Genomic DNA, 13,414 nt, shown 5'->3' with positions numbered 1-13,414 from the left:
ACTTTATTTATGACGAGCGACATTCGCTTATTCGTCTCAACATCTACATGGGATGTTGTTTTTATTGTTTAGCGATCAATATCAGCGAGTACGTAATCGATAGAGCCGATTAAACAGATGATATTGCTCAATAAGTCGCCTTTAGAAACGGCTTTAACGGATTGGAAATGTGTAAATGAAGGTGTGCGGATTCGGACACGGTAAGGGCACCCAGTTCCATTACTGATGGTGTGGTAGCTTGTGACCCCTTTAGCGGTTTCCGTTGCGTAAAAGGTTTCAGCAACCGGGAAATTAAAGCCTCTGCCGGTATCAACAAAACTGTGGATCAGGGTTTCGATATCGCGTAATGCATTTTGCTTTCGCGGAAAACTAAAGTTAGGCGCATTGTCAGCAAGGATAGGACCTTCAGGCATACGTGCCGCCGCTTGTCGAATGATCTTCAAACTCTCAACCACTTCTTGCACACGGAGAACGGTACGGGTGTAGGCATCACCATCTTGGCCAACAGGAACGTCAAAGTCGTAATCTTCGTAACCCATATAAGGGAAATCTTTACGCATATCGAAGTTAATGCCTGTCGCACGCAAGTTTGGTCCTGTTAAGCCCCAATCAAGTGCCATTGACTGACTGTAAACCGCAATGTTTTGGGTCCGTACTTTGAAGATCATTGAGTGGGTCATTAACTTTTCAAGATCGGGGACAAGCTGTTCGATACCTTGGCAGGCACGTTCAACTTTTTCTTCCCAGCCATCAGGTAAATCTTGAGAAACACCACCAATTCTGAAGAACGCAGGGTGCATACGACCGCCACAGATTAACTCGATAACATCGAAGATTTTTTCACGCTCGGTGAAAGCATAAAAAGCGGGAGCCATACCCCCTAGGTTATGCGTGATACTGCCAAACCATACAAGATGGCTCGAAATTCGGAATAATTCGCATAACATAATCCGCATGGTCTTGGCACGTTCGGGAACTTCAATCCCAGTCATTGCTTCAAGCCCTAGTAAGTAGGGCAGTTCACCCGCTACACCACCTAAGTAATCGATACGATCGGTATAAGGGATGTAGTTATGAAAAGTATGACGCTCGGCAATTTTCTCTGCCCCGCGATGGTGGAAGCCAATTTCTTGATCCAAGTCTTCAATGAACTCGCCTTTCATTTTAACTTTTAGGCGGATAACGCCATCGGTACCGGGGTGGTTGGGACCGATGTTTAATACCATGCTGCCATCGTCTTGCTTACCTTGAATATCATAGGACTTCATAACATCATCAAAGTCAGGTCCTGCAAGATCGAAAGGTTCATCCATTAAGGTGGCACGACAAGGATAAGACTTACGCAGTGGGTGACCTTTCCAGAAATCAAAAGTTAAGATACGACGTAGATCGGGGTGATCAGTGAATTTAATCCCGAACATGTCATAGACTTCACGCTCATACCAATTCGCGTTAGGCCAAAGTCCAACCACGCTAGGTACTTCAATGGTGTCATTAGCAATGTGTGTGCGAATGGAAATAAATTGCTTATTTTTCACACTCAGCAGGTAATAAAACACACTGAGTCCGCCACCACGTTCACATTCATCAATTGCTGAAAGGTCGAACAGCATTTCAAATTGTGAAGAAGCCGCATTTTTTAGGAAGTGCAAGGTATCGATAAGGTGTTCTTTTTTTATCTCGAAACTTTCACAACCAATGATTTCGTGGTTTGGCGCTTTAGCACCGAAACGCTCAATGAGTATTTGACGATCGTTATTATTCATTATTCGACCCTCAAACCGAGTGGTTTACGGTTTTTACTTAGCACAGAGACTGGGTTAGCTTGAACGTGCTCTTGAAGCATGATCAACCCCTCGAGTAGGGCGTCTGGACGAGGTGGGCAACCAGGGACATAGACGTCAACAGGAAGAATTTTATCGACGCCTTGTACAACACTGTAAATGTCATACATACCACCAGAGTTTGAACAAGACCCCATTGAAATAACCCATTTAGGCTCAAGCATTTGATCATAAATATGTTTCATTAACGGTGCCATTTTCACAAAACAGGTACCAGCTGTGATAAGTACATCGCTTTGGCGTGGCGAGCCACGAAGTACTTCAGAACCAAACCTTGCCATGTCATAGCGAGGCGTCGCTGCTGTCATCATTTCAACGAAACAGCAAGATGTCCCAAAGTTGTAAGGCCAGAGCGAATGCTTCCGGCTGTAGGAAATAAGTTCATCAACTTTACCAACAATATTGGTAATGATGTTGTTGCCTTTTTCATTCGAGGAATTACCGACGTTAACGGTTTGAATTATATCGCTCATGACTCATACACTCCGATTTGAAAGACACCTTTACGTATCATGTAAATGAACCCTAAAAGTAAAATCACCAAAAAGGTGACGCCAGCAATGACACCCGGTATACCGAGTTGCCAATAGTCGACTCCCCATGCAAAAAGGATTGCGGCTTCTAATTCAAAAATGAGAAACGCAACAGCGATGAGGTAATAACTAATAGAAAAGTTATGCTTTGTTGTTCCAGAGGGTAAAAGCCCACACTCGAAAGGCTGTTCTTTATCAAAACGACGACCAAATCCACCTATAGACTTACTAATAAATAAAATGGAAGCGATCACCGCAAAGACGAGAAGGCTGAAGACACCGATCATGATTCCTGGGTTGAAATCACTCATTTGCACTCCTTGTCGAATTTGATGCATTAGCCGTCAAGCACACTTGAAAAGCCAAGGTGCTGACAACGTGAGCTTACATCTCATTCGTACTTCAACATTACTTTCAAAAGAGCTTAATTTAATTGGTCGTTAAACTAGCCCTGTCGTTATTTTTTATAGGTCGCATACTTAGTCACTATTTCTTATTTGGTCATTGTTAAAAATAAACAAATAAATGCAACCAATTGAACCTAACAGTTACTTTCTGAACAAGTACTTAACAAAAAAATGCAAAATCTTTTCATTTTTGAAATGAAAAAAATCGATTTTAATTAATGATTTTTTTATAAAAATATTAAAGTCAATATATTCATTGATTTATATTTAATTAAGTAAAAAATAAAACCTATATAATTACTCCACTTCACTGAATATAAAACATTGTTTGTTTTAAAAAATTAAAGATACATATTGGATGAATGATTTATTTTTATATTGAATAAAAGTAATGGTGATAAATATACCCATCGCTAATTGATATAAAAAACACTTATAAATATTCCATGTTTTTAAATGAAACGTGTAAATATATTTACTTAAAGATGTGGTATAGATCTTAAAAATGCGTAGTGAAATTAATGGTGTTTCAAAGTGAATGATGGAATTTTGCTTTTATCTTTATGTTTTTAAAGTGGATTTTTTTTGATTTTCTTGGTGATGGTAAGAAAAGAAAATTGTTCTATTTTTATGATATTAATCAGATGTAGCGAATAAACATTAAAATAAGATATAAAAAAGTGAAAATATAAATGTGAAATTTACGCCCATTCCCAATATATTCAATACTCAGAGAATAAAATAGAAATTTTTAGTTGGTACTGTCGTGTTAGTAAAAGGCTGTCGTTATTGACCTACGACTTCATGAAATGATAAAAAATATAGGAATCGCTAAAAATATATAAGTAAACGCTTCTGCTTAGTTACCTCTGCTACGGCATTATTAATATTACAACTACAAAACCACTTTTTATTAATGTTAATTTTTTGAATTTTCACTTTGGATAGCATTGTCTGCTTTTAGTTCTAATAAGAGCAGTTTGTAAAGTCGGTATTAATAACAGGAAGGATAACTATAAATGAATAATAATTTAGAGCTAAAGCCTAAAAGGAAGATGGGCTTAGTATCGTTAACCATGACAGGTATTGGCTCGATAATTGGTTCGGGGTGGCTTTTTGGCGCCTATCACGCGGCAAAAATTGCGGGACCTGCCTCACTCGTCTCATGGGTGATAGGCGGTATAGCTGTATTGGTTGTCGCGTTGACATATACCGAGGTCGCAACCTTGTTCCCTAAATCTGGTGGTCCTGTTCGATTTTTAGAGCTGACTCATGGCTCTATTGTTGGCTATATGGCGGCTTGGGCTACTTGGCTTTCAATTGTGACCGTTATTCCTATTGAAGCTGAAGCCTCGGTACAGTACATGCATTCTTGGCAGTGGGAATGGGCTAAACCTATTACATCAACAATATTTAATGCTCAAACCCAAAGTTTGTCGTTCGTTGGGTTACTTATTGCGGCGGGATTAATGCTGATTTACTTTCTACTTAATTACTGGAGTGTCAGTTTATTTAGTAAATCTCAGACCAGTATTACGATCTTTAAAATAGCGATCCCAATTTTCAGTGTCGCTTCGATTGTCGCAGCAGGCTTTCATCCGCAAAACTTTACCGCTGTTAATCATTCCTTTGCGCCCTATGGATGGGCTGGCTCACTAACGGCCGTAGCAACAGCAGGTATCGTCTTTGCTTATAATGGCTTTCAAAGCCCGATGCACTTTGCTGGAGAGTCTAAAAATCCCGGTAAAGATTTACCAAGAGCAATCATTCTGACGCTTATCATCGCTGTATTTTTGTATTTAGGGTTACAAGCCGCTTTCATTGGTGGTGTTGAACCATCGGAGCTTGCTGTAAAAGGTTGGAGTTTGGATTTCTCATCGCCATTTGCTCAATTAGCGATAGCACTAAACCTTAACCTTGTTGTGATGTTGCTTTATGTTGATGCTTTTGTTTCTCCGTCTGGGACAGGTATTACTTATATGGGGACAACAACGCGGATGCTATTTGCGATGAGTGAGTATGGTCACCTACCAAAATCGTGGTCAAAATTACACCCTAAATATCATATTCCCCGTGCAGCATTGTGGGTGAATTTATTTGTCGGCTTTATTTTCTTATACCTATTCCGAGGCTGGGGACAATTAGCAGGGATTATTTCTGCGGCAACGGTTGTCACCTACATTGTAGGTCCGATGGCGGCGATGTCACTGAGAAAGCTTGCTCCAGATGCTGAACGTCCTGTTCGTTTAAAAGCGTTACAAATCATTGCACCATTGGGCTTTGCTATCTCATCTGAAGTGCTTTATTGGTCTCGTTGGCCGTTGACGGGCAAAGTGATCTTTATCTTACTGCTAGGGTTTGTGATTTATGCTTACTTTCAAAATAAACGCGGTTGGAAAAATATTAAACAACACATGAAGTCGAGTGCTTGGTTACTCGGTTATTTTGTCACTATGGTTGTACTTTCGTTTATTGGCAGTGTTCAATTTGGTGGGATCAATATTATTCCATTTGGTTATGATATGGCTGTTGTTGCTGTAGTCAGTTTATTTTTCTTTTACTGGGGAGTTAATTCAGCGTGGTTAACACCAAAATTAGAGCATGAGTTAGAGCAATTGGAAGTGAAATCTGAGCCAGCAAAAGCACTATTAGTTAAGCACTCTATCTGATATTGCTGCGATAGCCCTCTATATTTAGACAGGTTTAAAAATAAAGGGTTAGAACCTTAATCTCTTGTAGTGTCCATGATACATTTAAAAAATAACTATTTTCATTTGAGGTTGTCATGGACGCGTTATCACTGTTACTCAATCGTCGCTCTATTCCTAAACTTGTTGAACCTGCACCTGAAGGGGAAGCATTGGATAATATCTTTCGAGCGGGTCTGCGTGCCCCCGATCACGGTGGTTTAATGCCATGGCGTTTTATTGTTTCTCAAGGTGATGGATTACAACGTCTTGCTGATATTTTAGTTTCAGCGGCTAAAGCTGATGATCTCGAAGAATTTGTAATTGAAAAAGCATCTAAGGCTCCATTTCGTGCGCCAATGGTCATTACGGCTGTCAGTAAGGTAACAGAAGGGCATAAAGTCCCTGTGATTGAGCAACATTTATCAGCAGGTTGTGCGGTACAAGCGATGCAGATGGCGGCGGTAGCACAAGGTTTTTCTGGATTTTGGCGCACGGGTTCTTGGGCTTATCATCCCGTTGTACGTGAAGCATTAGGCGTACAAGGTGAAGATATGATCGTGGGCTTTTTATATTTAGGTTCGGCGAATTGCCGTGAAGCTAAACTGCATGAGCGTGACTTAAACCAGTTCGTTGAATATCTTTAACGCTAAAGCATTTCAAAACTATATTTTAAAGAGGTGATACCTATTCGGTGAACAATACCGTGATGGGTGTCACCTTTTTTAGCTCAGATTGATTGTTTTTAACGCTATTTTTGATTTATATCAATGGAAAAATAGCATGATATTCGCTCTAAAGATGACAGGTGTTAGGGGCAGGAGTAGAATCCCTGACTCTTTCCCTTTTTTGGAGCGTGTCATGGAAAATGTTCGCCTAACTCAATACAGTCACGGTGCCGGATGTGGTTGTAAAATTTCTCCCCAAGTTCTCGACACCATTTTACGCACCCAGTTAGCCCCATTCTCAGATCCTAACCTTTTGGTGGGTAATGAAAGTAAAGATGATGCTGCCGTTTATGACTTAGGTAATGGTACAGCAGTGATAAGTACTACCGACTTCTTCATGCCAATCGTTGATGACCCATTTGATTTCGGTCGTATTGCCGCAACGAATGCGATCAGCGATGTGTACGCGATGGGTGGTAAGCCTATTATGGCGATTGCTATTTTAGGTTGGCCTGTCAATATCTTAGCCCCTGAAATTGCGCAACAAGTCATTGAAGGCGGTCGCTCTGTATGCCGTGAAGCAGGGATCTCACTTGCTGGCGGTCACTCTATTGATGCCCCTGAGCCAATTTTTGGTCTTGCTGTTACAGGTATTGTTGATACTGCTCGTGTGAAGCGTAATGACAGTGCTGAAGCAGGCTGTAAGCTGTATATCACTAAGCCATTGGGTATTGGTGTATTAACAACAGCAGAAAAGAAATCTAAGTTGGCTGATGAGCACCAAGGATTAGCACGCGATTGGATGTGCAAATTAAATAAACCGGGCGCAGATTTTGCTGACGTTGCGGGTGTTAAAGCCCTAACGGATGTCACAGGTTTTGGCTTAATGGGTCACTTAACAGAGATCTGTGAAGGCAGCAATTTAAAAGCAAAGCTGTGGTTTGATAAAGTGCCCACATTGCCTGGTGTGTATGAGTACATTGAGCAAGGTTGTGTACCAGGTGGTACTGAGCGTAACTTTATGAGTTATGGCGATAAACTTGGTGAAATGACCGATCAGCAAAAAGCAGTATTATGCGATCCACAAACATCGGGTGGCTTACTATTAGCAGCAACACCTGATTGTGAAGCTGAATTAATTGAAATTGCGAAAAAATACGACATTTTGCTGGAAGCGATTGGTGAGTTAGAGCCGATGGATGGCGATACCTTAATCGAGGTTTGCTAATGCAACGTCCCAATTGCGAAGATTTTCGCAGTCTGTTTGTTAATGATACACCGTTAATGGATATGCGTGCGCCGGTTGAGTTTACTCAAGGCGCATTTCCTACTTCTGTTAGTCGTCCTTTGATGACGGATGATGAACGTGCAGCAGTAGGTACATGTTATAAAAATCAAGGCCAACAAGCAGCGATTAAACTGGGTCATGAATTAGTCCATGGCGAAGTAAAAGCAGCACGTGTTGCCCAGTGGAAAGCGTTTTGTGAAGCGAATCCTAGCGGGTATTTATATTGTTTTCGTGGTGGATTACGTTCACAAATCACCCAACAGTGGCTTAAAGAAGCGGGGATTGATTTTCCTTTTATTACTGGTGGTTATAAAGCGCTTCGCCGTTTTTTAATCGATACCATTGATGATATCGCACAAAAGCCTACTGTGATTGTGGCGGGTAATACGGGGAATGGTAAAACCATTATGGTCAATGAGCTTACGAATGGTATTGATCTTGAAGGTGCAGCCCATCACCGTGGTTCATCATTTGGTCGGTTTGTTACCCCACAGCGTACGCAAATCGCTTTTGAAAACGATTTAGCGGTACAAATGCTAAAAAAACACGATCGTGGTGTGACACAGTTTATCTATGAAGATGAAAGTAAGAGTATTGGCTGCGTGATGGTGCCATTATCGCTTCAAGCTGCGATGAAACAAGCATCCATCGCCGTTATTGAAGATCCAATAGACGTGCGTTTAGGCCGTTTATTGGATGACTATGTGATCACGATGCAACATGATTATGTTGCCCATTACGGTGAAGAGCAAGGCTGGATCTTGTTTGAAGAATACCTTGAAAAAGGCATGTTTAATATTCGTAAGCGTTTAGGTCTAGAGCGTTATCAAGAAATACTCGATGCGCAGAAACATGCGATTAACGTGATGCAATCAACGGGATCTGTGTCAGATCATGATGGCTGGTTAGTGCCTTTACTTGAACAATATTATGATCCAATGTACACCTATCAGTTAAGTAAAAAGGCAGATCGCATTGTTTTTCGTGGTGATTATCAAGCAGTAAAAGCGTGGTTTGAAGCGCAATCATAATGTGATTGAGAACATGAAATAGAAGCTGATCAGTTAATGCCATCATTAACGATCAGCTTTTTTAATATCTATGAAGAAGACGTGGTTGGAATAAGATCTTTATTTGAGTTTATTAGGTCTAATAAGCGTTGGATGTATTGATGCCCAATTTGCGAATATTCGAGTAAGCCATGAACTAATGCTTGTGCGGTGATCGGTTTATTATCCTGTTGCAGTTTTGCACGAATATTACGCAGTTCACTATAAGCATCATTAGTATTGATGTTATTAAAATAAGATTCTACTGCTGCATGGATAGAAGGAAAACTTTTCACTTCATGATAATGTTCAAGATCAATATCTAATGGCGGAATACCACACCCTTCGGTAAAGCACCATTCGCCAAAATAACTATTTCCTTTTTCAGCAAAGCGTGATGTTCCCCATGATGATTCTAATGCGGCCTGTGCGAGGACTAATTGTGTAGGTATAACATTAACGCGCTTTAATAATTCTGTTAACCATTGCTGGGTAATTGTTTTTTTTGGTAATGGCAGATCATATTGCTGACTAAGCGTTGTAATTAAGTCGTTATCTAAATCTATCTTGGCTGGATCTTTACTCAGGAGTTCTAGTTGTTGACGATCTTCTAAGATCTGGTGATTAGTTTCTTCAACAAACGGATATAGATAGTCAAAGAAGGCTTTCTTTTTTTCGTCAATGTTGAGGAAGGCACCAAAGTTTGGTTTATCGGGATGGCTGAAATCATTATGTTCAATAAAATCATGCAATGAGTCTCTCCCAACCCAGAGCAAGCCAAGTAGCAATACAACAGCGAATACGGGGGTCAATGTTTTTAAATTAAGCATTTATCTCTCTTATGAATCGACTGTTCAGTATTGATTAAGACGCATTTTATCACATCTAAGAAACAAAATTAGGCGTTGCTAACTGGTTTTATATCCAGTATTTCTTGCTGCACTGCGCTGTTTTAGGTACAGTTTCAGCATTATTCACTGTCATATAAAGATTTTGATGAGCCGTTTATATATTGCAGAAAAACCAAGTTTAGGTCGGGCGATTGCCGCAGTGCTTCCTCGACCTCATAAAAATAATAATGGTTATATCGAAGTCGGTAATGGCGATATTGTTACGTGGTGTATTGGACATCTACTTGAACAAGTCGAGCCTGATGCTTATAACGAGCGCTATAAAAAGTGGAATTTAAATGATTTACCCATCATTCCTGAAAAATGGCAGCTTATTCCACGTAAAGCGGCGAAACAGCAATTAGCGGTAATTAAAAAGTTAGCTAAATCGGCTTCAGAAATTGTCCATGCTGGCGATCCTGATCGTGAAGGGCAATTGCTGGTGGATGAGGTGATAGGTTACGCTAAATTACCTACGACAAAGAAAAAGACCGCATTACGGTTACTTATTTCTGATCTTAACCCAGCCGCAGTTAAAAAAGCGTTATCTTCTATGCGCAGTAATCATGATTTTGTACCATTGTCGGTATCAGCCTTAGCTCGCTCTAGGGCTGATTGGCTTTATGGTATGAACATGACTCGAGCTTATACTTTACTTGGGCAAAAAGGGGGGTATCGGGGGGTATTGTCTGTTGGGCGAGTACAAACACCGATTTTAGGTTTAGTGGTGCGTCGTGATGATGAGATCGCTAATTTTATTCCTAAGCCTTTTTATGATGTGTTTGCACTTATTCCTTATGCAGAGCAAGAGATTCAGGCGCGATGGCTACCAAGTAAAGCTTGCGAGCCTTATCAAGATGAAGAGGGAAGAATACTCAGTCGGCAGCTTTGTGAAAATGTGGTGAGTCGTATAAAAGGACAAGCCGCGGAAGTCACCGAATCTGAGCGTAAAGAAACCAAGCAAGCGGCGCCTTTACCTTACTCTTTATCAGCATTACAAATTGATGCTGCTAAACGCTATGGTATGAGTGCGGCAGATGTTTTAAGTATCTGTCAGTCGTTATATGAAAAGCATAAAGTGATCACTTACCCACGTTCTGATAGTCGCTATTTACCTAACGATCATTTCAAGCAAGCTGGTGAGGTTTGTGGTGCTATTGCCAATACAGACAATAGCCTATCGAATGCGGTTTCTGGCGCAAATACAGCATTAAAGTCCAAAGCATGGAATGATAAAAAAGTGGATGCTCACCATGCGATTATCCCTACGCCAAAAGCGGTGAACCCACAAAGCTTAAGTTCCAGTGAAGCGAAGATCTATCAGCTAGTAGCAAGACAATATTTGATGCAATTTTACCCAGCAGCGATTTATGCGGAAGCGAAGTTAGTCTTTACTATCGCTAACGGGCATTTTGTAGCAAAAGGACGTCAACTAATGGATGCGGGCTGGCGGGTATTATTAGGGCGAGATGATAAAGGTGATGATAACGATCTGGCTGATAAAGTGCCGCCGTTGACAAAAGGTACGGTATTAACTTGTCGAGATGGTGTAATAAAAGACAAAATGACGGAGCCACCCAAAGCGTTTACGGAAGCGACCTTATTGCAAGCAATGACGGGGATTGCTCGCTTTGTTTCTGATCCATCGTTAAAGAAAATTTTACGTGATACCGATGGTTTAGGCACTGAAGCGACACGTGCTGGGATTTTAGAAATTTTATTTAAGCGTCAGCTATTACATCGACAAGGTAAAACCATTCATGCAACCGAGGCAGGGAGAGGCTTAATTTATGCCTTGCCGAATGAAGCAACCTATCCTGATATGACAGCGCATTGGGAACATCAACTACAGGATATGGCCGATAAAAAATATGCTTATCAACCTTTTATGGGCGCACTAGAGGTACAGATAACAGCCCTGATGGAAAAAGTAAAAGTCTCCGATATTCCACAAAGCTTACGCGATCTAAAGTCACCCGAATGGAGTAAGGGGGGAGCGAAGCGTCGATACTCAAAGAAAACGACAAGTGCAAAATCTTCATCTAATACTGCAGGTAAAACAACGCGAAAACGAAAGCCAAAAGAAAAATAGAAGATACAGAGGACACAAAGTGGTTACGTTATTGAGTCGCCACTTTGTATTGAAACTAGAGTAAGAGTCTGTAACAGTTTCGCCCTTCATCTTTTGCGCGGTACAAGGCCTTATCAGCAGTATTAAATAGCATTTTATAACTACTGCCTTGAGTCGGTACTATAGAGCTCACACCAATACTGAGGGTGACTATCGGATTTTTTTTCGTTTCTGACTCTTCGTTCTGCGGGAAAGGCAATGCCATTTCATTCATTGTGGTTAAGATCTTTTTCGCAGAAAAAACAGCGGCTTTACTGTCTTGACCTGGAAGTAATAAAACAAACTCTTCACCACCGAAACGAGCAAATAACGCCCCTGCACGTCTTTCAATATCTGCTAGCCCGTGAGCTATTTTCTTTAAGCAGAGGTCACCCGCGTCATGGCCTAAATGATCGTTATATTGCTTGAAGTGGTCAATATCCATGATTAATAAAGAAATAGGCAACTGATGTCTTTCAGCTCGACGCCATTCATCTGCAATCGACTTATCAAATACGCGACGATTAGCGATATTGGTTAATGGATCAAGACGAGAAATTTTTTCCAGCATCTTATTAACGTTATTAAGCTCTTCAGTACGCGTAAGTACGCGCTTTTCGAGATCTCTATTGAGCCGTTTGAGACGATCTTCAGCCTGATGACGAACGAGATGCTGCGAAATGATAAACCCGTATTGTTTTAATAACTGGTGGTGATAAGTACGGAAAGGGCGACCTGTTAACAGATTATCGCAAGCAATCCAACCTATTGGGGTATCTTCATCCCATAAGGCAATATAGGCACTCCAGCCAAAGCCAACCTGCTTTAAATCGTGATAAAGCGGGGTGTTTTCTTGAACCGCGAGGTATTCTTTTTCTTCAAGTGTTCGTGCGGCGTACCATTGTTCTGGGATCACTGACTCAAAATAATATTCATCAATAGTATTGCCAGCAATATCAGTACCATAGGTACCATGCATGCGGTATTCTTTATCAAATAGAAAGACTGCCATACGATCGATTTCGAGTTGTTTTTTTCCTTCATCAACGGCAATAAAGAGCATTTCTTTGATTGATTTTGTTCGCCATAGCATGAAAGAAATACTATGCATAGCTTGGAGTTGCTCAAGTAGTAGATCTTGTTCGTATTGGCTGTTTCTTAATTCTTGCTCTACATGTCGGCGAGAGCTATTTTCAGTTTTAATTGTTTGCGATAAAAGGTTGGCATCAATTTCAGTGGCAAGGAGTGTACACAATTGACTAAATGCCCCAATATCTACTTTCACGGCATGAGGAAAATCTATAATTAGCCAGCCGATACGTTGTTCACGACGTTGTAGTGGCAGCCACACTCGATGAAAATCAGAATTAGAAGTAGTGAAAGGTTGTGTGCTGTTTTGCCCTAAAAGTGATTGGTAAATATCGGCATGTGTTTCTTCTGAAATGACAACAGGTGGAAAACTATACTGGATACCGGCTTCATTCTGTTGCACGAGAGACTGCCAATGTCCTTTATAAGCCACAATAAGCTGGCAATGATGGACGTTAAAAAACTCCATAAGATTACGGCAAGTTAGTTCACATATGGTACGTAAGCTATACGCATTCCCCCATTGCTTTGTAATGTTTTGATAAAAAAGATCAACGTGCTTCTTCATTAAAGGATATATTCCAATTGAGCCTAATTCATTTTTAATATTATTTTTAATATTATTTTTAATATTTATAACAGTTTATATTTTAACGATTCATTGATAAATAGGCGCGATATAACCCACAAAATTGTACTGTTATTGAAATTAAGCGTTAAAAATGCGATCAGATCGAGGCTTAAACTGTCTTTTTATTTAGACATGAAAAAGTGATTTTCACCACTATACTTATGTGAAATGCAATTATATTTATAGTGAATAATTGTGAAGTGTAAACAATATTAGGT

Annotated in this window: 10 protein-coding genes; 5 read left to right on the top strand and 5 right to left on the bottom strand. The window is 40.4% G+C overall.

Translation table 11 applies throughout. The annotated features are described in order from the left end of the window. Positions 1-68 precede the first annotated feature (68 nt). The 3 genes from nuoD to C9J45_RS04140 are packed head-to-tail and all read right to left on the bottom strand — an operon-like array spanning position 69 to position 2,688. Positions 69-1,766, bottom strand: coding sequence for an NADH dehydrogenase (quinone) subunit D (gene nuoD, locus C9J45_RS04150; protein ID WP_107292179.1), 1,698 nt, complete (start codon positions 1,764-1,766; stop codon positions 69-71). Further along, positions 1,766-2,317, bottom strand: a complete 552-nt coding sequence (locus C9J45_RS04145; RefSeq protein WP_107290479.1) for an NADH-quinone oxidoreductase subunit B — start codon at positions 2,315-2,317, stop codon at positions 1,766-1,768. The genes nuoD and C9J45_RS04145 overlap by 1 nt, the downstream gene beginning before the upstream one ends. Further along, a complete protein-coding gene (locus tag C9J45_RS04140) occupies positions 2,314-2,688 on the bottom strand; it encodes an NADH-quinone oxidoreductase subunit A (RefSeq protein ID WP_006646494.1) in 375 nt (124 codons plus the stop codon). The genes C9J45_RS04145 and C9J45_RS04140 overlap by 4 nt, the downstream gene beginning before the upstream one ends. Positions 2,689-3,803: 1,115 nt before the next feature. Here C9J45_RS04140 and C9J45_RS04135 point away from each other — a divergent pair. From C9J45_RS04135 to mnmH, 4 genes are all read left to right on the top strand, one after another. After that, on the top strand, positions 3,804-5,453 hold the full coding sequence (locus tag C9J45_RS04135; protein ID WP_107292178.1) for an APC family permease: 1,650 nt from the start codon (positions 3,804-3,806) through the stop codon (positions 5,451-5,453). Positions 5,454-5,569: 116 nt separating this feature from the next. Further along, on the top strand, positions 5,570-6,118 hold the full coding sequence (locus tag C9J45_RS04130) for an NAD(P)H nitroreductase (protein WP_107292177.1): 549 nt from the start codon (positions 5,570-5,572) through the stop codon (positions 6,116-6,118). Positions 6,119-6,332: 214 nt separating this feature from the next. Beyond that, a complete protein-coding gene (gene selD, locus C9J45_RS04125; protein ID WP_107206122.1) occupies positions 6,333-7,367 on the top strand; it encodes a selenide, water dikinase SelD in 1,035 nt (344 codons plus the stop codon). Further along, positions 7,367-8,458, top strand: a complete 1,092-nt coding sequence (gene mnmH / locus C9J45_RS04120; protein ID WP_107292176.1) for a tRNA 2-selenouridine(34) synthase MnmH — start codon at positions 7,367-7,369, stop codon at positions 8,456-8,458. Before selD ends, mnmH begins: the two co-directional genes overlap by 1 nt. Before the next feature lie 68 nt (positions 8,459-8,526). Here mnmH and C9J45_RS04115 read toward each other — a convergent pair whose 3' ends face one another. Continuing rightward, on the bottom strand, positions 8,527-9,306 hold the full coding sequence (locus C9J45_RS04115; protein WP_107206124.1) for a glucosaminidase domain-containing protein: 780 nt from the start codon (positions 9,304-9,306) through the stop codon (positions 8,527-8,529). Between the two features lie 166 nt (positions 9,307-9,472). Here C9J45_RS04115 and C9J45_RS04110 point away from each other — a divergent pair, with 166 nt between their 5' ends. Continuing rightward, complete coding sequence (locus tag C9J45_RS04110) at positions 9,473-11,458, top strand: DNA topoisomerase III (protein WP_107292175.1); 1,986 nt, start codon at positions 9,473-9,475, stop codon at positions 11,456-11,458. Between the two features lie 55 nt (positions 11,459-11,513). On the opposite strand, the gene C9J45_RS04105 is transcribed toward C9J45_RS04110, so the two are convergent. Beyond that, complete coding sequence (locus tag C9J45_RS04105) at positions 11,514-13,133, bottom strand: GGDEF domain-containing protein (RefSeq protein ID WP_107292174.1); 1,620 nt, start codon at positions 13,131-13,133, stop codon at positions 11,514-11,516. Between the last annotated feature and the right edge of the window lie 281 nt (positions 13,134-13,414).

The organism is Photobacterium sp. GB-1, assembly GCF_003026165.1.
Taxonomy (GTDB): domain Bacteria; phylum Pseudomonadota; class Gammaproteobacteria; order Enterobacterales; family Vibrionaceae; genus Photobacterium.
Note: the sequence above shows the minus strand (reverse complement) of the source record. Positions and strands in the feature narration are given on the sequence as shown.